We start from the raw sequence: 21,209 nt of genomic DNA, 5'->3' as shown, positions 1-21,209 counted from the left end.
GCAGACAAGATGAACGCTTCCGCCCCAGCCACCAACTTGGTCCACCGAGGCGAGGGCGAAGCCCGGATCGCCTGGGTTTCCCAGGCGCGATGCCGTCAGACGGATCCGGACGAGCTGTTCGTCCGCGGCGCTGCGCAACGCAAGGCCGCCGTGATCTGCAGGCACTGCCCGGTGATCCTCGAATGCGGCGCCGACGCTCTCGACAATCGCGTGGAGTTCGGGGTGTGGGGCGGAATGACCGAACGTCAGCGTCGTGCGCTGCTCAAGCAGCATCCGGAAGTCATCTCCTGGGCTGAGTTCTTCGCCGCCCAGCGCAAGCACCATCGCAGCGCCGTCTGAGCCTGCGCTCATCATCCGGCCTGGCTAGACAGGCTCCCCGACGCCGGTGATCTGATCGGCGATCGCGCGCAACGCTTCCAGGTCGGATACGTCGAACGGCAGCGACGGCACGCCGACGATCGCCACATGCGGGTTGGCGCCCGTGAATCGGGACAGCAGCCGTACCTCGCGCTTGGCGGTTTGTGCCCGGTCAGCATGGACGCGCAGCACCGCAGCGGTCAGCGAATCCGGGTCCTCGGCCGCCAGCTCATCGGCGGCCTCCTCGGCCTTCTCGGCGTGCAGATCGCACAGCGTGGGATGGGTGCGGTTCAGGATCAGCCCGGCCAGCGGCATGTGCTCGTTCGACAGCCGGTCGACGAAGAACGAAGCCTCACGCAAGGCATCGGGCTCGGCCGCCGAGACCACCACGAACTGGGTGCCGCGCCGCTTGAGCAATTCGTACGTCCGGTCGGCCTTCTCGCGGAACCCGCCGAAGGTGGCATCCAGTGACTGCACGAAACCTGCTGCGTCGGAAAGCATTTGCGATCCCAACACGGTGGACAGGGCCTTCATCGCCAACCCGACGGCGCCGGTGACCAACCGTCCGATGCCGCGGCCCGGCGCCAGCAGCATCCGCCACAGCCGGCTGTCCATAAAGCTTCCCAACCGCTTTGGCGCGTCGAGGAAGTCCAGGGCGTTGCGCGACGGCGGGGTGTCCACCACCACCAGATCCCACTTGTCCTCGGCCAGCAGCTGGCCGAGTTTCTCCATGGCCATGTACTCCTGCGTGCCCGCCAACGAGGTGGCCACTGTTTGGTAGAACTGGTTCTCCAGGATGGCGTCGGCGCGGTCTTCCCCGGAGTACTGCAGCACCATCTCGTCGAACGTGCGGCGCATGTCCAGCATCATCGCGTGCAGTTCACCGGTGACCTCGGGGGCCAAGGGAACCCGCTGCGGGGTGTTGCCCAGATCTTTGATGCCCAGCGCCTGGGCCAGTCGTTTGGCCGGGTCGATGGTGAGCACCACGACGGTGCGGCCGTATTCGGCGGCCCGCAGTGCCATCGCAGCCGCGGTGGTGGTCTTGCCGACTCCGCCTGCGCCGCAGCAGACTACGACGCGGTTGGCGGTGTCGGACAGGATCGCTTCCATGTCGAGGGCGGGCGGTTTGGCGCTCATGATTGTCTCCTCTTCGCGCAAGCGCTCATCGCTAACGCACCCCTTGCGCTTCGAGTGCTTCGGCAAGTTCATACAGGCTGCCCAGATCGACACCGTCGGTCAACGCCGGCAACTCGAGGCGGGGGATGTCGATGGCGTCGAGCAGTTCGGCGCTTTCGGCGCGGGCCGCGATTCGGGTGGCGTGCTGGATCGACTCGGTGAGTAAACCGGCGAAATCGTTGTCCGTCAACGTGATTCCAACCTTGGCCAGGCCCGCGCGGACGGTGTCGGCGTCGATGTCGCCCTCGGCGGCCTTGGACAGATCCTCGGCGGGCAGGTACGCCGGGATGTTGCGGTTGACGATGACGCTTCCGATCGGCAGCCCCATCTCGGTGAGCTCGTCGATCGCCTCCAGCGTCTCCTGGATCGGCAGGGCTTCCAGCAGCGTCACCAGGTGGATGGCGGTCTGCTCGGAATGCAGCAGCTTGACCACGCCATCGGCCTGCGAGTGCACCGGCCCGCCCTTGGCCAGGTCGGAGACCGCCTTGGTGACATCCAGAAAACGCGGAATACGGCCCGTGGGAGGAGAATCCACCACCACGGCGTCGTAGACACCACGCTTGCCCTTGGCGTCCTTTTTCTCGCGGGTCACGATCTCTTTGATCTTGCCGGTGAGCAACACGTCACGCAGACCGGGTGCGATGGTGGTGGCGAACTCGATGGCGCCGATGCGGCGCATGGCCCGACCGGCGATGCCGAGGTTGTAGAACATGTCGAGGTATTCCAGGAACGCGGCCTCGATGTCGATCGCGAGCGCGTTGACCTGACCGCCACCGTCGGCGGTGGCGACCTTGACTTCTTCGTACGGCAGTGGCGGCACGTCGAACAGCTGGGCGATGCCCTGGCGTTCCTCCACTTCGACCAGCAGCACCTTGCGGCCCCCGGCGGCCAGGGCCAGGGCCAGTGCTGCGGCGACGGTGGACTTGCCGGTGCCGCCCTTTCCGGAAACGAAGTGCAGCCGGGCTTTGGTCAGCCGCGACGGCCAGCCGACGTGTTTGGCGCCGCTCTCAGTGGTTGCCACCAGTGCATGCTAACCAAGCCTGAGTGTTCGACCGATAGGCTCGGGCCATGAGTGAACCAACCCGGTGGGAATACGCCACGGTGCCGTTGTTGACCCACGCCACCAAACAGATTCTCGACCAGTGGGGACAGGACGGCTGGGAGCTGGTCTCCGTGCTTCCCGGGCCGACCGGCGAGCAGCACGTCGCGTACCTGAAGCGGCCGAAATGACCGTAGGCGCACGGCTGACCGAACTCGGCATCGAATTGCCCGACGTGGTCGCGCCGCTGGCGGCCTACGTGCCCGCGGTCCGGACCGGCAACTTGGTTTATACCGCTGGTCAACTGCCGATCCAGGGCGGCGAGTTGCAGGCCGCGGGCAAGGTCGGCGCCGAGATCAGCCCGGAGCAGGGCAAGGAACTCGCCCGGATCTGCGGTCTCAACGCGCTGGCCGCAGTGCACGCGTTGGTGGGCATCGACTCCGTGGTCAGGGTGGTCAAGGTGGTCGGGTTCGTGGCGTCGGCCTCCGGATTCAGCGGGCAACCCGGCGTCATCAACGGCGCCTCGGAATTGTTCGGTGAGATCTTCGGTGACGCGGGTGCGCACGCCCGTTCGGCCGTGGGCGTGTCGGAGCTGCCGCGCAACGCGCCGGTCGAAGTCGAGATCATCGTCGAGGTTTCGTGACCTCTGGGGCGAGCCTGCAGCACCCGGCGTACGGGCTGCTGCGGCCCGTCGTCGAAACCGACACGGTTTCGGCCTCGGTGCTCCTGTGCGACAACCCGGGGCTGATGACGCTCGAGGGCACCAACACCTGGATCCTGCGCGCCCCGAACAGCGACGAGATCGTCGTCGTGGACCCCGGACCCGATGACGAGGCGCACATCGCCCGCATCGCCGACCTGGGCACCGTGGCGTTGGTCTTGATCAGCCACAAGCACGAGGACCACACCGGCGGAATCGACAAGCTGGTCGATGCCACCGGCGCGGTGGTGCGGTCGGTCGGCAGCGGATTCCTGCGCGGCCTCGGCGGCCCGTTGACCGACGGCGAGGTGATCGATGCCGCCGGCTTACGGATCAAGGTGATGGCCACTCCAGGGCACACCGTCGATTCGTTGTCGTTCGTGGTCGACGATGCGGTACTGACCGCAGACACCGTGCTGGGCCGCGGTACCACCGTCATCGACACCGAGGACGGCAGCCTGCGTGACTATCTGGAATCGCTGCGCCGGCTGCAAGGCCTCGGCCCCCGTGTGGTGCTTCCCGGGCACGGACCGGACCTTCCCGATCTGCGCGCAGTGACCGCGATGTATCTGGCCCACCGCGAGGAGCGGTTGGATCAGGTGCGGGCGGCGCTGGCCGAACTAGGGGACGACGCCGGGGCGCGGCAGGTGGTCGAGCATGTCTATACCGACGTCGACCAGAAACTCTGGGATGCCGCCGAAAAGAGCGTTCAAGCTCAACTGGACTACCTGCGGGCCTGACCCGAAAACGCCGAAACGGCATTCCGACAGCTGGTTACTCGAACAACCGCTGTCGGAATGCCGTTTCGGCGTAGTTGGCGGGCGCTATCGTGCGCGGCGCGCCAGACGCTCCGAGTCGCTGATCAACACGCTCTTGCCCTCCAGCCGGATCCAGCCGCGGTGGGCGAAATCGGCCAGCGCCTTGTTGACGGTCTCGCGGGACGCGCCGACGAGCTGGGCGATCTCTTCCTGCGTCAGATCGTGCGTGACCCGCAGCGCCCCGCCCTCCTGGGTTCCGAACCGCTGGGCCAGCTGCAGCAGCTGCTTGGCAACCCGGCCTGGAACGTCGGTGAAGATCAGGTCGGCCAGGTTGTTGTTGGTGCGACGCAGACGGCGAGCGAGCACGCGCAGCAGCTGTTCGGCGATCTCCGGACGGTCGGCGATCCACGCGCGCAACGCGTCACGGTCCATCGACACCGCGCGCACCTCGGTGATGGTGGTGGCGCTCGAGGTGCGGGGCCCCGGGTCGAAGATCGACAGCTCGCCGAACATGTCCGACGGACCCATGATGGTCAGCAGGTTCTCCCGGCCGTCAGGCGAACGGCGGCCGATCTTCACCTTGCCGGAAATGATGATGTACAGGCGGTCGCCGGGCTCGCCTTCGGCGAAGACCGTATGCCCGCGCGGGAAGTCGACGGGCTGCAACTGCTTCGTCAGCGCCGAAACGGCGGTCGGTTCGACGCCCTGGAAGATTCCGGCCCTGGCCAGGATCTCGTCCACGTTGCCCCTTAAGCTATTGGGTGGTGTTGTCCTCTTACTGATACTTCCTGCTCAGTCTAGAGGTACGCGGTTTCGCGACTAGCTCACGCTACACACGATTGACAGGTCGAGACGCAGGAAACCCGGTATTTATGGCCTGCGGTTCGTAGTAGCGCGTCGGCAAACGCTCAGTATCGAGGTCGATCGTCACCGGCTTGACCCTCGGCGGGAGGGCGGCCGGGGCGGGCTCTCGGGCCAAACCCGATTCGAGTCGCTCGAGCCCAACCGCCGCCAGCATGAGCAACCCCGGGATGAGTGCTACCAGCAACCACGACACAACGCAGTAGTTAACACGGCGTAGGTCTCAGTGGGGTCACGAATCATCACCGGTCCGCGCAGGAGATTGTCTGTCGAGGTCAGTACGCTGATTGTCGTGACTGAGGCTGCCGCCCCGACAGGGAAGACGCGCCGGTCCAAGAAGTGGGACTCCGAAACCCACCTGGGCCTGGTCCGTCGGGCTCGACGGATGAATCGTGAACTGGCCCGGGCTTTTCCGCACGTGTACTGCGAACTCGACTTCACCAACCCGCTGGAGCTCACGGTGGCGACCATCCTGTCGGCGCAGAGCACCGACAAGCGGGTGAACCTGACCACGCCCGCGCTGTTTCTCAAATACCGCACCGCGCTGGACTACGCGCAGGCCGATCGCACCGAGATGGAGGAGCTGATCCGGCCGACCGGGTTCTACCGGAACAAGACCAACTCGCTGATCCGGCTGGGCCAGGAACTGGTCGCCCGGTTCGACGGCGAGGTGCCCGCCACCCTCGATGACCTGGTCACGCTTCCCGGGGTGGGGCGCAAGACCGCCAATGTCATCCTCGGCAATGCCTTCGACATCCCGGGAATCACCGTCGACACGCACTTCGGGCGGCTGGTGCGGCGCTGGCGGTGGACGGCCGAGGAGGATCCGGTCAAGGTCGAGTTCGCCGTCGGCGAGCTGATCGAACGCAAAGAGTGGACCCTGCTCAGCCACCGGGTGATCTTCCACGGCCGCCGCGTCTGCCATGCCCGCAAGCCCGCCTGCGGGGTGTGTGTGTTGGCCAAGGACTGCCCGTCGTTCGGGCTCGGACCCACCGACCCGGAGACCGCTGCCGCCCTGGTCAAAGGCCCCGAGACCGAGCATCTGCTGGCGCTGGCCGGCCTGTGAAGGTGAGCGTTTCCGCGCGCTGGACCGTGGTGGTCCTGGTGATCCTGGTGGCGCTGGGCACCGCATTCTGGATGGAGCTGCGCGACGAGCCGGCACCGCAGGCCGAGGCGGGGCAGTCCACATCGCGCGACCACCGCGACGCCGACACCCCCGAGGCCTTGGCCGGCCCCCGGGCCCGGGCCGATCTGCCGCCGTGCCCCGCGCCCGGGAAAGGAGAAGGTCCCGCGGCGTTGCGTGGCATCACCCTGGACTGCGCGGGCGACGGAAAACCCGTCGACGTGGCATCCGCACTCGCCGGCCGGACCGTCGTGCTCAACCTCTGGGCATACTGGTGTGGGCCGTGCGCCGACGAGCTGCCGGCGATGGCCGAGTACCAACGCCGGGTCGGTGACGATGTGCTGGTGGTGACCGTGCATCAGGACGAGAACGAGACGGCGGCGCTCGTGCGGCTGGCCGAACTCGGAGTGCGGCTGCCGACGCTGCAGGACGGCCGGCGGCTGGTCGCGGCCGCGCTCAAGGTGCCCAACGTCATGCCTGCGACGGTGGTCCTGCGCGCGGACGGTAGCGTGGCCGGGACCCTGCCCCGCTCGTTCGTCAGCGCCGACGAGATCGCGGCGGCGGTCGACGAGAAGATCCGCTCTAGCCGATAGGAGCATCCGGGGTGAGATCGACGCGCGACGGGCTGTTCCCGGATGCCGCCCCGGCCTGGCTCAAGCCACTGGTCGACAACCTAGACCGGGTACCGGACGCTTACCGTCGGCGGGTACCCCCCGAGGTGCTGGCCGGCATCGTCGAAGCCAACAATCAGGCCGCCCTCGCGGGTGCCCGGCGCGACGCCGCAGTCCTCGTGTTGTTCTCGGGTCCGACCGACGGTGCACCCCCGACCCCGCCCGAGGAGACCGACCTGCTGGTGACGGTCCGCGCCTCGTCCCTGCGCCACCATGCCGGCCAGGCCGCGTTCCCCGGCGGCGCCGCCGATCCCGGTGACGAAGGGCCGGTCGGCACGGCCTTCCGCGAGGCGTGGGAGGAGACCGGTATCGACACCAGCCGGCTGTACCCGCTGGCCACCATGGAGAAGATGTTCATCCCGCCCTCGGGGTTCCACGTCGTCCCCGTGCTGGCGTATTCGCCGGACCCGGGCCCGGTGGCCGTCGTCAACGAATCCGAGACCGCCGTCGTGGCGCGAGTTCCGGTGCGGGCCTTCATCAACCCGGAGAACCGCCTCATGGTCTACCGGGAGGCCAACACCAGCCGATTCGCCGGCCCGGCCTTCTTGCTCAACGAGATGCTGGTGTGGGGTTTCACCGGCCAGGTCATCTCGGCGATCCTCGACGTCGCGGGCTGGGCCAAGCCGTGGAACACCGAGGACGTCCGCGGACTCGATGACGCAATGGCCCTCGTCGGGCATGACAACGGTTACGGTGAAGCCCCATGTTGAAGTGGATATAGATGACACCCTCGGTCTGGCTCGATTTCGCAATCCTCGGCATCGGCTTCGTCGCAGCCATCTCAGGCTGGCGCTCGGGCGCGCTCGGCTCCCTGCTGTCGTTCATCGGTGTGGTGCTCGGCGCTGTCGCGGGCGTGCTGTTGGCGCCGCACGTCATCCCGCACATCAGTGGTGACCGCACCAAGCTGTTCGCGACGCTGTTCCTGATCCTCGCGCTCGTGGTGATCGGTGAGATCGCCGGTGTGGTGCTGGGCCGTGCCGTCCGCGGCACCATCCGCAACCCGCTGTTCCGCGCGCTGGACTCGGTGGTCGGAGTCAGCCTGATGCTGGTCGCCGTGCTGGTCGCGTCCTGGCTGTTGGGCAGCCTGCTGACCTCCGCTGATCAGCCGAACCTTGCTGCCGCAGTAAAGAATTCGCGTGTATTGACCGAAGTCGACAAGGTGGCGCCGGACTGGATGCGCTCGGTGCCCAACCGGTTGTCGACCCTGCTGGACACCTCGGGGCTGCCCGATGTGCTCGAACCCTTCGGTCGCACCCCGATCGTCAACGTCGACGCCCCGGATGCCTCGCTGGCCATCGATCCCGTGGTGACGACGAGCCGCGCGAGCGTGGTCAAGATCCGTGGCGTCGCGCCGAGCTGCCAGAAGGTGTTGGAGGGCAGCGGGTTCGTGATCGCGCCCAACCGCGTGATGTCCAATGCCCACGTGGTGGCCGGTGCAGACAGCGTGACCATCGAAGCCGACGGCCAGACCTACGACGCGGGCGTGGTGTCGTACGACCCCAACGCCGACATCTCGATCCTCGACGTGCCGGACCTGCCGATCACCCCTCTGCAGTTTGCCGAACAACCGGCGCCGAAGGGCACCGACGCGGTGGTGATGGGCTACCCGGGCGGCGGTGACTTCCTTGCCACCCCGGCGCGCGTGCGCGAGATCATCGAGCTCAACGGGCCTGACATCTACCGGACCGCCACCGTCACCCGCGAGGTTTACACGGTGAGGGGCACGGTGCGGCAAGGCAATTCCGGTGGGCCGATGATCAACCGGGCCGGCAAGGTGCTCGGCGTGGTGTTCGGCGCGGCAGTCGACGACGCCGATACCGGGTTCGTGCTGACCGCCAAGGAAGTCGAGCACCAGTTGGCCAAGGTCGGCAACACCCAGCGGGTGGCGACCGGAACCTGCATCAACTCCTGATCAGCTAGGCATTCAGCTGGGCCAAGAACCGGTTCAGCTGCTCATTGACCGCTCCGGGCTGTTCTTCGTGGCCGAAATGCCCTGCACCCGTGATCGATACGTAGCGGCCGTGCGGCACATAGCGTTGGGTCCGGTGCACCGGATCGGTGAGCACATAAGGGTCGGCGTCGCCACGCATGTGTAACACCGGCACGCTGATCGGACGCTTCATCGAACGCATGAACCGCAGGCCCTCACTGCGTAGCTGGCTGCGCACCGCCCACCGCTGGTATTCGAGGGCGCAGTGCGCGGCTCCGGGAATCTGGATGGCCTGACGCAGATGGCTCATGGTTTCGGAGAAGTCGTGAGTGCCCTGCCATTCGGCCCCCGCCCGGCTCCGGACCAGGCGTTCCAACTCGGCGCCGTCGTGGCGGGTCAGCGCGTGCTCGGGCCAGACGGGCAACTGGTAGCGCAACATCGACGGCAACAAGGCTCGACCCTGGTCACGGCGGCTCAAGGTGGCGGTCCGCAGCGCCACCGGGTGCGGTGAGCTGACTAGGGCGATCGCGTTGACCACACGAGGGTGCAGGACCGCAGTCGCCCAACACACCAGGCCGCCGTCGGCATGACCGACCAGCGTCGCGGTCTTGTGGCCCAACGCGCGCACCAGTCCGGCGGTGTCCCCGGCCAGGGTCCAGCCGTCATAACCTCGCGGTGGTTTGTCGCTGTCGCCATAGCCGCGCAGGTCGACTGCCACGACCCGGGCACCGGTCAGCGCGGTGAGTTGGTGACGCCACGACCACCAGAACGAGCCGAACCCGTGCAGCAGGATGACCAGCGGCCGATCCGCCGGGTCGGGCTGCGAGCTCTCGCCCTCGGTCCCATGGTCGGGCTGCGAGCTCTCGCCCTCGGTCCCATGGTCGGGCTGCGAGCTCTCGCCCTCCACGACATGGAAGCGGATGCCGTTGGCATGCACCTGCAGATGCCGCCATGGCCCCTCGATCCTGGTGATCGACGGGGCGGGTGGGGGCATTACCAGCCTGACGGATCGGTGGCCGGCCGGACCGGGACCGCAGGCATGGCGCCCTTGTCGTGGCCGGGTGTCAGCGCCTCGCGGGTCTCCTTGACCGATTCGATGGTCTGCTGCGGACCCTTGATGCGTCGCACCTTCAGGAAGCCGAACAACGCCAGCGCCCCCGTGGTCAGCACCATGAGGCCGAACACGATCAGGAAGGCCACCCACCGCCAGAGCCAGGTGTCGAGCAGCTCGGCCAGGAAGAAGAAGAAAAAGAAGGTCGAGTAGAACAGGACCACCAGCGCGGCGATGAAGAACACGCTGCCGGTCAAGCCCTTCTTCACATCCCGGGTGATCTCGGCCTTGGCCAGCTCCACCTCGGCCCGCAGCAGCGTGGAGACCTGCGCGGTGGCGTCCTTGACCAGGTCGCCGATCGAGGGGTCCGGCTTGGGGGCATGCGGGTCGACGAGCGGAATCGAGGTCACCGTCGTCGGAACGCCGTCCCTGCGGTCGCCTGTGCTCATGGCGTTCATGTTGCCATGCGGCGAACCCGTTAACGATCCCGGCCGACATCCGCGTCTTAGTAGACTGACCGCATTCTTGAGTTGCGCGGGTCGGGCGCGTCGATTGGAGGACACTTGACGAGCAGACACCGCTGGCAGTGGCTCATCGGCGCACCGGTCATCGCCCTGGCGGCGATGCTGACTCCGGCTCCGGCGCATGCCGATCCACCGGTGGTACTCGGCGGCGGGTCAGGCATCGTGGTCAACGGCGATGCGTTCTGCACGCTCACCACGATCGGGCACGACAATGCCGGCCGCCTGATCGGATTCACCTCGGCGCACTGCGGCGGGCCAGGTGCCACGGTGTCGGCTGAAGGCGCCAACGGTGCCGGGGTGCTGGGCAAGATGGTGGCCGGCAACGACAACCTCGACTACGCCGTGATCCAGTTCGACCCGGCCAAGGTGACTCCGACCAACAACGTCAACGGGTTTCAGATCGACGGGCTCGGCCCGGACCCGGCATTCGGCGAGATCGCCTGCAAGCTGGGGCGCACCACAGGCTATTCGTGCGGCGTCACCTGGGGGCCCGGACAAGACCCCGGCACCATCGTCAACCAGGTCTGCGGTCAGCCCGGCGACTCCGGGGCGCCGGTCACCGTGAACAACCGGCTGGTCGGCATGATCCACGGCGCGTACACCGAGGAACTGCCGACCTGTGTGGTCAAGTTCGTGCCGCTGCACACCCCGGCCGTGACGATGTCGTTCAACACGCAGTTGGCCGACATCACCGCCAAGAACCGACCGGGAACGGGTTTCGTCCCGATTTCCTAGCCCGAGCAGACACAAACCTGCCCCTCTTCCGAAGAAAAGGGGCACGTTTGCGTCTGCACGGCGGAACTACTTGCTGGCGCGGATCGCCTCGAACACGCTGGGGTCGACCAGGGTTGAGGTGTCACCGAGCTCGCGGCCCTCGGCCACGTCGCGCAGCAACCGGCGCATGATCTTGCCGCTGCGGGTCTTGGGCAGCTCGGGCACCACGTGGATCTCGCGCGGCTTGGCGATCGGGGAGATCTCGGTGGCCACCTGGGCGCGCAGTTCGTCGATCATGGTGGCGGCACCGCCGTGCGCGCTGGCCTTGAGGATGACGAATGCGCAGATGGCCTGACCCGTGGTGTCGTCGCTGGCGCCGACCACGGCCGCCTCGGCCACCCCGGAGTGCCCGACCAGGGCGGACTCCACCTCGGCGGTGGAAATGCGGTGTCCGGAGATGTTCATGACGTCGTCGATGCGACCCAGCACCCAGATGTTGCCGTCCGAGTCGTAGCGGGCGCCGTCACCGGCGAAGTACCAGCCCTGCTCGGCGAAGCGCGACCAGTAAGTGTCCTTGAACCGCTGCGGGTCGCCCCAGATGCCGCGCAGCATCGACGGCCACGGCTGGTCCAGCACCAGGTAACCGGTGACGTGCTCGGCCTCATCGGCACCGGGCACCAGCTCGTTGCCGTCGTCGTCGACGATCTTGGCCGAGATGCCGGGCAGCGGGGTCATCGCCGAGCCCGGCTTGGCCGCGGTGACACCGGGCAGCGGGGAAATCATGATGGCCCCGGTCTCGGTCTGCCACCAGGTGTCCACGATCGGAGTCTTGCCCGCGCCGATGGCTTCCCGGTACCAGCGCCAGGCCTCGGGGTTGATCGGCTCGCCGACCGAGCCCAACAGCCGCAGGCTGGACAGGTTGTGCTCGGCGGGGATCTGCCGGCCCAGCTTCATGAAGGTGCGGATCAGCGTGGGCGCCGTGTAATAGATTGTGACACCGTACTTTTCGATGATATCGAAGTGTCGATGTTCGGTCGGCGAGGTGGGGGTGCCTTCGTAGACCACCTGGGTGGCGCCGTTGGCCAGCGGGCCGTAGACGATGTAGGTGTGCCCGGTCACCCAGCCGATGTCGGCGGTGCACCAGTACACGTCGGTCTCGGGCTTGAGGTCGAAGACGTTGTAGTGCGTGTAGGCCGACTGAGTGAGGTAGCCGCCCGAGGTGTGCACGATGCCCTTGGGCTTTCCGGTGGTGCCCGAGGTGTACAGGAGGAACAGCGGCTGCTCGGAGTCGAACGCCTGCGGGGTGTGCTCGGTCGACGCCTTGTCGACGGTCTCGTGCCACCACAGGTCGCGGCCGTCGGTCCAGTTCACGTCGATTCCGGTGCGCCGGACCACCATCACATGCTCGACCGAGGGCTGATCGGAGACGGCCTCGTCGACGGCGTCCTTGAGGGAGGCGGCCTTGCCGCGGCGGTACTGGCCGTCGGTGGTGATGACGAGCTTGGCCTGGGCATCCTCCACGCGGGCCTTGAGTGCGCTGGCCGAGAACCCCGCAAAAACAACACTGTGCATGGCGCCCAAACGGGCGCAGGCCAGCATCGCCACGATGGCCTCGGGCACCATGGGCATGTAGATGGCGACCCGATCGCCGGCGGTCAGGCCGAGTGCGCTCAGCGCGTTGGCGGCTTGGGAGACCTCGTCTTTGAGCTGGGCATAGGTGATGTCGCGGGCGTCGCCGACGGGCTCGCCCTCCCAGTGAATCGCGACCCGGTCGCCGTTGCCGGCCTCGACGTGGCGGTCGACGCAGTTGTAGGCGACGTTGAGCTTGCCGCCCACGAACCACTTCGCGAACGGTGCCTCCGACCAGTCGAGTACCTCGGTGAACGGGGCCTGCCAGCTCAGGCGGTCGGCCTGGGCGGACCAGAACGCCAGCCGGTCTTTCTCGGCCTCGGCGTACAACTCGCCCGTCGCGTTGGCGTTGGCCGCGAAATCGGCAGGCGGCGGATAGGCTGACGGAACTTCGGTAGGCGTCGATGGCGCGTTTGACATGGGTGTGAGCCTAGTCACCAAAGGTTGCAGCGGCGTTGGGAGCTCACAAGAGGTTGTCGGGCGGCGGTCCAGATGCGCCCAACGGTCGGCGAGAAGACGTTCAGCGGTCGGCTAGCGTTCTGGGGTATGACGACCGATCCACTCGCACCGCTGGTCGATCTGCCCGGTGTTTCCGCGGCCAGCGACGAGGCGCGTGAAGCCCTGGGCCGGGCGCATCGACACAAGTTCAATCTGCGGGGCTGGCCGCAGACCGCGGCCGAAGCCGCCCTGCGTGCGGCACGGGCCTCGGCGGTGCTCGACGGCGGCGCCGTGCAGTGGTCTGCCGACGGTGAACCGGATCCGGTGACCGCCGGTGCCATCCGGGTGGCCGAGGCGCTCGACGGCGGCGCCACCGCGCTGGTCGGGGTATGGCAGCGAGCCCCGATGCAGGCATTGGCCCGGCTGCACGCTCTGGCCGCTGCCGATCTCACCGACGATGAGCACCTGGGCCGGCCACGCACCGATCCCGACGTCGGTCGCCGCCTCGAGCTGCTGACCGAGATCTTGGCCGGGGGCTCCAAGGTTCCGGCCCCGGTACTGGCCGCCGTCGGGCACGGCGAACTACTCAGCCTGGCTCCGTTCGGCACTGCCGACGGCGTCGTCGCCCGCGCGGTCTCGCGTCTCGTGACGATCGCCAGCGGCCTGGACCCGCACGGCCTCGGGGTTCCCGAGGTGCATTGGATGCGCAAGTCGGGGGAGTACCGGGCTGCGGCACGGGGATTCGCCTCGGGCACGCCCGACGGGCTCACCGCATGGCTGCTGCTCAGCAGTGAAGGACTCAAGGGCGGCGCGCGGGAAGCGCTGCAGATCGCCCAGTCCGCAGCAGGTTGAGGTTCCCGGTCGAAACGCTTTCAGCAAACGAAAGCGGGCGACGGTCCGAAACGTGTTCGGCTCGTCGCCCGCTAGCACGGATACCGGTTACCAAGCGTGCCAATGTGGGTTGCGTGGGTGGCCTCGGCGTCCTTGCGATGCGCTTCGGCTGCAACCCCACCCAAAGGGCCGTCGTGGCCGTCCGCTCTTCGCAATCACGCAGGCCCGCAACACTTTTGCCTATTCCGCGGCATGTGCTCCGCGTGGGTGCCGGGACCCGTGCTGGGGAGCCTGGTTCGGGAGATTTAGCCTTCTCTTCCGGCTAAGCCTTGGCCTCATCCAAGCTTCCGTGGTTCCTTTGTACTACGTGACCACGGTCACAGCAAGGGTGAAATATGCCCCGACTTCTGATCGTTACGCCGCGGTGTCAGCTACTACGTGCGGTAGGTCAGGAAGTAAAGCGGCGCAGGAGTGAATACGTCAGTGCACCCGCCGCCAACGCGCTGATTCCGACGGCTGCGGTGGTGGCCACCGCGGCCCCGGAGGGCGCGGGAATCCGGTCCCGCAGCGACACCGGCCTGGTGAAGGTCAACACGGGCCAGCCGCGGGAGGCGGCTTCCTTGCGGAGTCCGCGATCAGGGTTGACCGCGGTGGGGTGCCCCACGGATTCGAGCATCGGAATGTCGGTGATCGAGTCCGAATAGGCGTAGCAGTGGTCCAGGGCGTAGCCCTCACGTGCGGCCAGGGCGCGGATCGCGGCGACCTTGCCCTCGCCGTAGCAGTAGAAGGCGATCTCGCCGGTGTAGCGGCCCTGTTCGACCACCATCCGGGTGGCCATGGCGTGGGTGGCTCCCAGCGCTCTGGCGATCGGCGCCACGATCTCCTCGCCCGAGGCCGACACCACCACGACGTCGCGGCCGCACAGCTTGTGGTCGGCGATCAGCTCGGCCGCCTCGGCGAACACGAGCGGGTCGACGATGTCGTGCAAGGTCTCGCCGACGATCGACTTGACCTGTTCGACATCCCAGCCGGTGCACATGTTGGTGATATAGCTGCGCATCCGGTCCATCTGGTCGTGGTCGGCACCTGACATCAAGAACAAGAACTGGGCATAGGTCGACTTGAGGACGGTGCGCCGGTTCAGCAATCCCTGGTCGAAGAAGGGTTTGCTGAAAGCGAGGGTGCTGGACTTGGCGATGACGGTTTTGTCGAGGTCGAAGAAGGCCGCGGTGCGCACTGGCCGACCGTCCTGCGGCCCGGATTGCTGTGCGCTCAACTCCCCGGCAGCCTGATCGGATGCGGTCACAAGCGCCAGCATAGAGGCAGGTGCATCGCCATATCCGACTGCCAACCCAAAATGGCAGTTCAAGACACATTCGTCCGGACATCGCTCCCGGCCTCCCGCTTGGTAGCCCGCACAGGTGTCTCTTGCATGTTTTGGCAGTTCCGTGTGTATAGTGAGCATTACTCGGCTTATGCCGAGGGTGTATCAGCCCGACCCCCCGGGGCTGATACACGACGACCTCCGCCTCCTCCCCCCCTGGCGGGGGTCGTCCCTTTTCTGGGGGAAGAATCCTCGGCGGCCCGACCTCGTTGGTTGCGGAACCGTATTTTCACTCGATCTGTGCGGTACGTTCGCGGACCGCCGTTCATCCACAGCGCGCGGTTCATCCACAATCTGCGAATTGGTGATGGCGGGGGCCCAGCGGTTGCCCGCAGGGTGAAGACATGGCCCCGAACTCCACCGCGACCGGCACGGTGCTGGCGCTGATCGGTGATCCACTGCTGCGTGAAGACGTGTCGCGGGTGGCTGCCGCGGCCGGGGCCGGCCTCGTCATCGTCGACGACTCCGCTGGGCGGAAAGCGTGGATCGCGGCGTCGGCGGTGCTGCTCGATGCCGCGGCCGCACAGCGCTGCGCCGCCCGGGCGCTACCCCGGCGCCCCCGGGTCATCCTGGTCGGTCACCAGGACCCGCGACCCCGCGATTGGCAGGCCGCGATCTCCGTCGGCGCGCAACATGTCGTGACTCTTCCCGCCCAGGACGCCGATCTGGTGGCGGCCCTGTCCGAAGCCGCCTGGCACGACGACGCCGGCCGTGGTCCGGTAGTGGCGGTGGTCGGTGCCCGTGGGGGAGCGGGCGCATCGGTGTTCGCGGTGGCGCTGGCGCAATCGGCACCGACCGCGCTGTTGGTCGAGGCGGATCCGTGGAGCGGCGGGATCGACCTGGTCGCGGGCAGTGAGGACCTGCCCGGCTTGCGCTGGCCGGACTTGGCGCTGCAGGGCGGCCGGCTGGGTTACCCGGCGCTGCGCGACGCGCTGCCCCGTCGGGACGGGGTCAGCGTGCTCTCCAGCGGGCGTTCGGGCACCGATATCGAAGCGGGGCCGCTGGGTGCCGTCATCGACGCCGGGTGCCGCGGGGGTGTCACGGTCGTGTGCGATGTCCCGCGTCGCAGTACCCCGGCAGCCGAAACCGCTTTGGATGCAGCCGATCTGGTGGTCTTGGTGACACCCGCCGATGTGCGGTCATGTACCGCGGCGGCGGCCGCACGGCCATGGGTGCTGGCCTGCAACCCGAATGCCGGTGTCGTGGTGCGAGGCCCGTCACCCGGTGGTCTGCGGGCAACCGAGGTGGCCCGCATCGTCGACCTGCCGCTGCTCGCCGCGATGCGACCGCAGGCCGGCATCGCCGAGGTGTTGGAGCGCGGCGGGTTGCGGGTGCGGTCCCGGTCACCACTGGGTTCGGCGGCGCGGCGGGTGCTTTCGGTGCTGGCGGCCCATCCTGCGCAGGACGCGGGGGCCGCATGAGCGCATCGCTGATCGACCGGGTACGGGAACGTCTCGTGGCCGAGATATCGGCGTCCACCCACGGTGCCCTGAGTCCCGGTGTGGTGGCCGCGGCGATCCGCGCCGAGTCCGGCGGCCTGCTCGGCGACACCGAGGTGCTGAGCAATCTGCGGCTGCTGGAGACCGAACTGACCGGAGCGGGCCTCCTCGAGCCGCTGCTGTGTGCGCCGACCACTACTGACGTTCTGGTGACCGCCCCTGACGCGGTGTGGGTGGACGACGCCAGTGGGTTACACCGCAGCACAGTGTGTTTCCCCGATGAAGGCGCGGTCCGCCGGCTGGCCCAGCGGTTGGCGCTGCTGGCCGGACGCCGGCTGGACGAGGCGCAGCCGTGGGTGGATGGTCAGCTCACCGGCGTCGGACCGTGCGCCGTCCGATTGCACGCCGTGCTGCCGCCGGTCGCGGCCGCGGGTACCTGCCTGTCCCTGCGGGTCTTGCGTCCGGCCACCCAGAATCTCGATACCCTCACGCGGTCCGGGGCCATTCCACCGCCAGCTGCCGACCTCGTGCACGCGATCATCCGGGCTCGGCTGGCGTTCCTGATCTCAGGCGGCACAGGGTGCGGGAAAACCACCCTGCTGGCTGCGGCGCTGGGCGCGGTCCCGGGACATGAACGCATCGTGTGCGTCGAGGACGCCGCCGAACTGGCGCCGCCGCACCCACATCTGGTCAAGCTCGTGGCTCGGGGTGCCAACGTCGAAGGCGTCGGCGAGGTGACTGTGCGCGATCTGGTGCGTCAGGCATTGCGGATGCGTCCGGACCGGATCGTCGTCGGTGAGGTTCGTGGGGCCGAGGTGGTGGACCTGCTGGCGGCGCTGAACACCGGGCACGACGGCGGGGCCGGTACCGTGCACGCCAACAGCCCGGCGGAGGTGCCAGCCCGGCTGGAGGCCCTCGGCGCGCTCGGCGGCTTGGACCGCGCCGCGCTGGTCAGCCAACTGGCCGCGGCCGTGCAGGTCCTGTTGCACGTGGGCCGTGACGGCGCCGGGCGGCGCAGGCTCGCTGAGATCGCCGTGCTGCGCCGGGACGACCGCGGGGATCTGGAGGTCGTGACGGCCTGGCATGCCGATACCGGATTTGGTTGTGGCGCAGACGCTCTCAATGCGCTCGTCGACCGGCGCGGGGCATCGTGACCGTGAGCGCCCTGGCATTGGCAGCCGCACTTGTGCTCTGGCCGGCCACACCCAGGCGGACCGCAGCACTGCGGCGGGTGGATTCACCGGTCCGGCGGCGGGCGCGGGCGGCACCGGCGGTGGTGCTCGTTGGTGTCGTTCTGGCCTGGTTGATGCCGCTGCCGGTCGCGCTGGCGGGGGTGGTCGTGGCGGGCACCGTGGCGATAAGCCGCCGGCGCCGTGTCGCCCGGCGGCTACGGCAGCGGGAATCCGCGGCACTACAGGCCGCCCTCGACGTGTTGGTCGGTGAGTTGCGTACCGGAGTGCACCCGGTCACAGCTTTCGCGACCGCCGCCGGTGAAGTTTCCGGCCCGGTGCGTCAGGGCATGGGCGCGGTGGCGGCCCGGGCCCGTCTGGGAGCCGACGTCGCTGCCGGTTTGGACGACGTCGCGCAATCCTCACAACTTCCGGTGCACTGGGAACGGCTCGCTGCCTGCTGGCGCTTGGCGCACGCGCACGGACTCTCGATCGCCACCCTGATGCGCACGGCCCAGCGCGACATCGTCGAGCGCGAACGCTTTTCCGCACACGTCGACGCGGCGATGGCCGGGCCACGGGCAACGGCGGCGGTGCTCGCCGGACTGCCGGTCGCCGGGATGGCGCTGGGCCAGCTGATCGGTGCGCGGCCCCTGGCGTTCCTCTTCGGCACGGATGTCGGCGGCACGCTTTTGGTGGTTGGAGTCCTGCTGGCCTGCGCCGGTTTGATGTGGTCGGACCGGATCACCGAACGGGCGCTGAGATGAGTTGGGCAGCATTGTTTCTCGCCGCTGCTCTGTTGGTCGGATCCGATCCCGTCCGGGTGCGCAACCGTGCTGCGCCAACGCCACGTCGGCGCTCTGACCTCCAGCGGGTACCGGCAGACGGGCCGCTCGCGGCCGCCTCGACGTTCGATCTGTTCGCTGCGTGTCTGTCCGCGGGCCTGGCTGTGTCCACGGCAGCTGCGGCGGTCACCGCGTCGGCTCCGCAGTCGCTGGCGCCGTTGTTGCGCCGGGCGGCTGAACTGCTGGCGCTCGGGGCCGATCCGGCACGAGCGTGGGCCGGCGGTCAAGACGGGAATGCTGTTGTGCCCCAGGATAAGAACGCCGAGGCGCTGTTGCGTCTGGCCCGCCGGTCCGCCGCTTCCGGCAGCGCCTTGGCCGACGGTGTGGCGGAGCTGGCCGCCCAGACGCGACACGAGGCCGCCACGTCCGCCGATGCGGTGGCAGAACGTGCCTCGGTTCTGGTCGCCGGCCCGCTCGGGCTGTGCTACCTGCCGGCATTTCTGTGTCTGGGTGTCATACCTGTGGTCGTCGGTCTGGCCGGCGACGTACTGGGCTCAGGACTGTTGTGAACACACACCGCAAAGGAAGGAAAGATCATGGCAGGAAACATGATTCAGCGTGCGAACGCCAGGGCGGCACTGCTGATGCTCGACGAATCAGGGATGAGTACCGTCGAGTACGCGATCGGCACCATCGCCGCCGCGGCGTTCGGTGCGATCCTGTACACCGTGGTCACCGGGGACTCGATCGTCACGGCGCTGACCAACATCATCAGCCGGGCGTTGAACACCAACGTCTAGATGACCGGGGTGCGGTCACGGTCGAGGCTGCGATTGCGCTCGCATCGCTGGTGGCGGTCCTGGTGTTGTGTGTCGGCGGCCTCAGCGCGGTGGGCACGCAGATTCGCTGTATCGACGCGGCACGTGAAGCGGCCCGGCTGGCCGCACGTGGGGAGGGCGAGGCGGCCACCGCCGCGGCTCGCCGGGTCGCACCATCGGGTGCGGTGGTGCATGTCGGCCGGGACGGCGATTTGGTGGTGGCCCGGGTCAGCGCAGGCACGATGTTGCCGAGGCTCACGCTGTCCGCCGAGGCGGCAGCGGTTCGCGAGCCCGGCGTCGGGTGAGCGAGGATCGGCCACCGTGCTGGCCGCGGCCATGATCGCGATGCTGATCGCGTTCGCCACGGGCGCTGCATACCTGGGCGCCGCGGTGACGGCCCGGCACCGGGCTCAGGCCGCGGCGGACCTGGCCGCCCTGGGTGCTGCAGGTGCTGTGGTTTCCGGCCCGGATGCGGCGTGCCGGCAGGCCACCGAAATCGCGGCTCGAATGCGGTCGGTCGTCGCGAGCTGCCGGATCGAGGGGCTGGATGTGGTGCTCGAGGTGACGATCCCGGTGCGCCTCGGGCGCTGGGGAGCCGGGCCGGCCCGAGCATCGGCCCGGGCTGGGCCGGTGGACGCCGCGATCTAGTCGATGGGGTCGAGGGCCGCCGCGGCAACCTCGTCGTCGGTGGGCAGCCGCATCGATATCAGCCCCGCGAAGACGTTCTCGTCGAGCTCGACCCGGTTGATCGTCATGTGTACGGGTCGCCAGTCGCCACCCTCGGCACGCATCCGCAACACGGCGGTGGTGGTACCGCCCGAGAACTCCGTGGTCATCCGGGCCATGTGGCGGGCGTCGGCCGGGTGGACGCGGGCCTGCCCGCCGTCGCGGTTACGCCAGTCGAAGAACGGTGCGGGCTCGTCGAGCCACTTCAACAATTTCCAGTTGGCCAGATCGACCAGGGCCCGGTGTACGCCGGGTTGCGCCAGCCCGTTGAGAATGCGCTGGGCCAGGCTGTCGGGCTGTTCGACGGGCGCTTCCCGTTCACTGCGCCAGTTCATCGCCCGGGAGAGCAGTTTCTCGGAGCCGTCTTCCTGTGGTTCCAGCAGGACGCGGGCCACGAATCCGACGGTGATGGGTTCTCCGTGGTGGTCGGTGACGTCCCAGGTGGTGCACAAGGTGTGGCCGACGACGGGCTTGATCGTCATCGCCAGGACCCTGGCCTCGGTGCCGTTGAGGTACTTCGCCGGTAGGTCGTCGGCGAACGTCCGGTCGTGGGTGGCTTCGGTTTCCGGATTCATGCCGCTGTTGAGCAGCGATTCAGGGGTATCGGTGGCCACGCCTGCGGTCAGATCCCAGACCAGCGGGCCCGGAACGGGGCGTTGCGGCGGTTCGGCGTCGCGCGGCCCGATCCAGATGTGCACGCCGTGGATGTGTCCGTCGGACATCCGCACCACCTCGGTGCGGATTACGCGGTCATTCTTGGGTGTGATGGTGCTGAGGCCCTGGCCGGCCTGCACGGTTTCCCTGATGGCGCTCTGTATTGCCATCAGGTGCGGATTTCGGCGCAGAAACACACTGATCGGGACGAGGTTCTTTGTCTGAAGACCTCGTGCGACGACCACAGGCTCGCTCCCCAGTGTCTCCACGAGCAGCCAGTCGTGGTTCATGTGCGGCATTTTACCGGCGGAGTGCCCACCTACCTGCACACCCGACTGCGCAGCCGACGACGAGCTGACGACGACGGAATCCGTACCGCAAACTGCGGATCGCGGTCGCGGGTGGGCGAACCCTGCGGCCGTCGGGTTGCAA

The 21,209-nt window shown here is 68.0% G+C and carries 24 protein-coding genes and 1 pseudogene; 17 read left to right on the top strand and 8 right to left on the bottom strand.

Annotated features, from left to right (window positions below; genetic code table 11):
• Positions 1-9: 9 nt before the first annotated feature.
• On the top strand, positions 10-339 hold the full coding sequence (locus BKG60_RS00705) for a WhiB family transcriptional regulator (protein ID WP_070188787.1): 330 nt from the start codon (positions 10-12) through the stop codon (positions 337-339).
• A gap of 24 nt (positions 340-363) precedes the next feature.
• Here the strand turns inward: BKG60_RS00705 and bagB are convergent, their stop codons facing one another.
• Together bagB and bagA are read right to left on the bottom strand one after the other, a co-directional pair.
• On the bottom strand, positions 364-1,494 hold the full coding sequence (gene bagB, locus BKG60_RS00700) for an ATPase BagB (protein ID WP_070188786.1): 1,131 nt from the start codon (positions 1,492-1,494) through the stop codon (positions 364-366).
• A 31-nt stretch (positions 1,495-1,525) separates the two neighbouring features.
• A complete protein-coding gene (bagA, locus tag BKG60_RS00695) occupies positions 1,526-2,557 on the bottom strand; it encodes an ATPase BagA (protein ID WP_171054868.1) in 1,032 nt (343 codons plus the stop codon).
• Positions 2,558-2,601: 44 nt separating this feature from the next.
• Between bagA and sp36 the strand changes: the two genes are divergently transcribed.
• Genes sp36 through BKG60_RS00680 form a run of 3 tightly spaced genes read left to right on the top strand, consistent with a single transcriptional unit; the run spans position 2,602 to position 4,012 of the window.
• On the top strand, positions 2,602-2,763 hold the full coding sequence (sp36, locus tag BKG60_RS31260) for a Sp36 family protein (protein WP_075908995.1): 162 nt from the start codon (positions 2,602-2,604) through the stop codon (positions 2,761-2,763).
• On the top strand, positions 2,760-3,215 hold the full coding sequence (locus BKG60_RS00685; protein ID WP_070188784.1) for a RidA family protein: 456 nt from the start codon (positions 2,760-2,762) through the stop codon (positions 3,213-3,215). The genes sp36 and BKG60_RS00685 overlap by 4 nt, the downstream gene beginning before the upstream one ends.
• Positions 3,212-4,012: an MBL fold metallo-hydrolase gene (locus BKG60_RS00680; protein WP_070943827.1), complete on the top strand. Its 801-nt coding sequence runs from the start codon at positions 3,212-3,214 to the stop codon at positions 4,010-4,012. The genes BKG60_RS00685 and BKG60_RS00680 overlap by 4 nt, the downstream gene beginning before the upstream one ends.
• A gap of 84 nt (positions 4,013-4,096) precedes the next feature.
• Here BKG60_RS00680 and crp read toward each other — a convergent pair whose 3' ends face one another.
• Positions 4,097-4,771: a cAMP-activated global transcriptional regulator CRP gene (crp, locus tag BKG60_RS00675; protein ID WP_003883807.1), complete on the bottom strand. Its 675-nt coding sequence runs from the start codon at positions 4,769-4,771 to the stop codon at positions 4,097-4,099.
• 505 nt (positions 4,772-5,276) lie between these two features.
• Between crp and nth the strand changes: the two genes are divergently transcribed.
• Genes nth through marP form a run of 4 tightly spaced genes read left to right on the top strand, consistent with a single transcriptional unit; the run spans position 5,277 to position 8,597 of the window.
• Complete coding sequence (gene nth / locus BKG60_RS00665; RefSeq protein WP_070943828.1) at positions 5,277-5,957, top strand: endonuclease III; 681 nt, start codon at positions 5,277-5,279, stop codon at positions 5,955-5,957.
• Between the two features lie 2 nt (positions 5,958-5,959).
• Positions 5,960-6,607 (top strand): TlpA family protein disulfide reductase, encoded by a 648-nt coding sequence (locus BKG60_RS00660; protein WP_070188792.1) that lies wholly within the window; start codon positions 5,960-5,962, stop codon positions 6,605-6,607.
• A gap of 11 nt (positions 6,608-6,618) precedes the next feature.
• Complete coding sequence (locus BKG60_RS00655; protein WP_070943829.1) at positions 6,619-7,395, top strand: NUDIX hydrolase; 777 nt, start codon at positions 6,619-6,621, stop codon at positions 7,393-7,395.
• Positions 7,396-7,406: 11 nt separating this feature from the next.
• Positions 7,407-8,597, top strand: a complete 1,191-nt coding sequence (marP, locus tag BKG60_RS00650) for an acid resistance serine protease MarP (RefSeq protein ID WP_070188780.1) — start codon at positions 7,407-7,409, stop codon at positions 8,595-8,597.
• A gap of 4 nt (positions 8,598-8,601) precedes the next feature.
• On the opposite strand, the gene BKG60_RS00645 is transcribed toward marP, so the two are convergent.
• Both BKG60_RS00645 and BKG60_RS00640 read right to left on the bottom strand, forming a co-directional pair.
• On the bottom strand, positions 8,602-9,609 hold the full coding sequence (locus tag BKG60_RS00645) for an alpha/beta fold hydrolase (protein ID WP_070943830.1): 1,008 nt from the start codon (positions 9,607-9,609) through the stop codon (positions 8,602-8,604).
• Positions 9,609-10,115, bottom strand: coding sequence for a phage holin family protein (locus BKG60_RS00640; RefSeq protein WP_070943944.1), 507 nt, complete (start codon positions 10,113-10,115; stop codon positions 9,609-9,611). The genes BKG60_RS00645 and BKG60_RS00640 overlap by 1 nt, the downstream gene beginning before the upstream one ends.
• 174 nt (positions 10,116-10,289) lie before the next feature.
• Between BKG60_RS00640 and BKG60_RS00635 the strand changes: the two genes are divergently transcribed.
• Entirely contained in the window at positions 10,290-10,925 is a 636-nt protein-coding gene (locus BKG60_RS00635) for a S1 family peptidase (protein ID WP_110765174.1), read from the top strand.
• 66 nt (positions 10,926-10,991) lie between these two features.
• Here the strand turns inward: BKG60_RS00635 and acs are convergent, their stop codons facing one another.
• Positions 10,992-12,953, bottom strand: coding sequence for an acetate--CoA ligase (acs, locus tag BKG60_RS00630; RefSeq protein WP_070943831.1), 1,962 nt, complete (start codon positions 12,951-12,953; stop codon positions 10,992-10,994).
• A gap of 126 nt (positions 12,954-13,079) precedes the next feature.
• On the opposite strand from acs, the gene BKG60_RS00625 reads away from it, so the two are divergent.
• Entirely contained in the window at positions 13,080-13,823 is a 744-nt protein-coding gene (locus BKG60_RS00625) for a Fic family protein (protein ID WP_070185950.1), read from the top strand.
• A gap of 427 nt (positions 13,824-14,250) precedes the next feature.
• On the opposite strand, the gene BKG60_RS00620 is transcribed toward BKG60_RS00625, so the two are convergent.
• Positions 14,251-15,108, bottom strand: coding sequence for an HAD-IB family hydrolase (locus BKG60_RS00620; protein WP_374243092.1), 858 nt, complete (start codon positions 15,106-15,108; stop codon positions 14,251-14,253).
• Between the two features lie 422 nt (positions 15,109-15,530).
• Here BKG60_RS00620 and ssd point away from each other — a divergent pair, with 422 nt between their 5' ends.
• From ssd to BKG60_RS00585, 7 genes and pseudogenes are all read left to right on the top strand, one after another.
• Positions 15,531-16,607, top strand: a complete 1,077-nt coding sequence (gene ssd, locus BKG60_RS00615) for a septum site-determining protein Ssd (RefSeq protein WP_070185948.1) — start codon at positions 15,531-15,533, stop codon at positions 16,605-16,607.
• A complete protein-coding gene (locus BKG60_RS00610; protein WP_070943832.1) occupies positions 16,604-17,779 on the top strand; it encodes a TadA family conjugal transfer-associated ATPase in 1,176 nt (391 codons plus the stop codon). Before ssd ends, BKG60_RS00610 begins: the two co-directional genes overlap by 4 nt.
• A complete protein-coding gene (locus BKG60_RS00605) occupies positions 17,776-18,561 on the top strand; it encodes a type II secretion system F family protein (protein WP_070943833.1) in 786 nt (261 codons plus the stop codon). The genes BKG60_RS00610 and BKG60_RS00605 overlap by 4 nt, the downstream gene beginning before the upstream one ends.
• Positions 18,558-19,148 carry a type II secretion system F family protein gene (locus BKG60_RS00600; RefSeq protein ID WP_070185945.1) on the top strand — a complete coding sequence of 197 codons (591 nt, stop codon included), beginning with the start codon at positions 18,558-18,560 and terminating at the stop codon, positions 19,146-19,148. Before BKG60_RS00605 ends, BKG60_RS00600 begins: the two co-directional genes overlap by 4 nt.
• A gap of 27 nt (positions 19,149-19,175) precedes the next feature.
• Complete coding sequence (locus BKG60_RS00595) at positions 19,176-19,379, top strand: DUF4244 domain-containing protein (RefSeq protein WP_070185944.1); 204 nt, start codon at positions 19,176-19,178, stop codon at positions 19,377-19,379.
• A 2-nt stretch (positions 19,380-19,381) separates the two neighbouring features.
• Positions 19,382-19,702, top strand: a pseudogene (locus tag BKG60_RS00590) (TadE family type IV pilus minor pilin); the annotation flags it as partial.
• Positions 19,608-20,045 carry an Rv3654c family TadE-like protein gene (locus tag BKG60_RS00585; RefSeq protein ID WP_075909018.1) on the top strand — a complete coding sequence of 146 codons (438 nt, stop codon included), beginning with the start codon at positions 19,608-19,610 and terminating at the stop codon, positions 20,043-20,045. The pseudogene BKG60_RS00590 and the gene BKG60_RS00585, both read left to right, overlap by 95 nt.
• Here the strand turns inward: BKG60_RS00585 and BKG60_RS00580 are convergent.
• The gene (locus BKG60_RS00580) at positions 20,042-21,067 is read right to left on the bottom strand and encodes a PAS domain-containing protein (RefSeq protein ID WP_070185941.1); all 1,026 of its coding nucleotides are present in this window, start codon (positions 21,065-21,067) and stop codon (positions 20,042-20,044) included. The two genes, BKG60_RS00585 and BKG60_RS00580, sit on opposite strands and share 4 nt — an antisense overlap.
• Between the last annotated feature and the right edge of the window lie 142 nt (positions 21,068-21,209).

It is taken from the genome of Mycobacterium syngnathidarum, from assembly GCF_001942625.1.
Taxonomy (GTDB): domain Bacteria; phylum Actinomycetota; class Actinomycetes; order Mycobacteriales; family Mycobacteriaceae; genus Mycobacterium; species Mycobacterium syngnathidarum.
This window is presented reverse-complemented; position numbering and strand designations above follow the sequence as displayed.

Excerpts from the sequence above, each read along its gene's own strand:
- BKG60_RS00705 (WP_070188787.1), top strand. The coding sequence starts at position 10 with ATGAACGCTTCCGCCCCAGCCACCAACTTGGTCCACCGAGGCGAGGGC.
- bagB (WP_070188786.1), bottom strand. The coding sequence starts at position 1,494 with ATGAGCGCCAAACCGCCCGCCCTCGACATGGAAGCGATCCTGTCCGAC.
- sp36 (WP_075908995.1), top strand. The coding sequence starts at position 2,602 with ATGAGTGAACCAACCCGGTGGGAATACGCCACGGTGCCGTTGTTGACC.
- BKG60_RS00685 (WP_070188784.1), top strand. The coding sequence starts at position 2,760 with ATGACCGTAGGCGCACGGCTGACCGAACTCGGCATCGAATTGCCCGAC.
- nth (WP_070943828.1), top strand. The coding sequence starts at position 5,277 with ATGAATCGTGAACTGGCCCGGGCTTTTCCGCACGTGTACTGCGAACTC.
- marP (WP_070188780.1), top strand. The coding sequence starts at position 7,407 with ATGACACCCTCGGTCTGGCTCGATTTCGCAATCCTCGGCATCGGCTTC.
- BKG60_RS00645 (WP_070943830.1), bottom strand. The coding sequence starts at position 9,609 with ATGCCCCCACCCGCCCCGTCGATCACCAGGATCGAGGGGCCATGGCGG.
- BKG60_RS00640 (WP_070943944.1), bottom strand. The coding sequence starts at position 10,115 with ATGAGCACAGGCGACCGCAGGGACGGCGTTCCGACGACGGTGACCTCG.
- BKG60_RS00635 (WP_110765174.1), top strand. The coding sequence starts at position 10,290 with ATGCTGACTCCGGCTCCGGCGCATGCCGATCCACCGGTGGTACTCGGC.
- acs (WP_070943831.1), bottom strand. The coding sequence starts at position 12,953 with ATGTCAAACGCGCCATCGACGCCTACCGAAGTTCCGTCAGCCTATCCG.
- BKG60_RS00625 (WP_070185950.1), top strand. The coding sequence starts at position 13,080 with ATGACGACCGATCCACTCGCACCGCTGGTCGATCTGCCCGGTGTTTCC.
- ssd (WP_070185948.1), top strand. The coding sequence starts at position 15,531 with ATGGCCCCGAACTCCACCGCGACCGGCACGGTGCTGGCGCTGATCGGT.
- BKG60_RS00610 (WP_070943832.1), top strand. The coding sequence starts at position 16,604 with ATGAGCGCATCGCTGATCGACCGGGTACGGGAACGTCTCGTGGCCGAG.
- BKG60_RS00600 (WP_070185945.1), top strand. The coding sequence starts at position 18,558 with ATGAGTTGGGCAGCATTGTTTCTCGCCGCTGCTCTGTTGGTCGGATCC.
- BKG60_RS00595 (WP_070185944.1), top strand. The coding sequence starts at position 19,176 with ATGGCAGGAAACATGATTCAGCGTGCGAACGCCAGGGCGGCACTGCTG.
- BKG60_RS00580 (WP_070185941.1), bottom strand. The coding sequence starts at position 21,067 with ATGAACCACGACTGGCTGCTCGTGGAGACACTGGGGAGCGAGCCTGTG.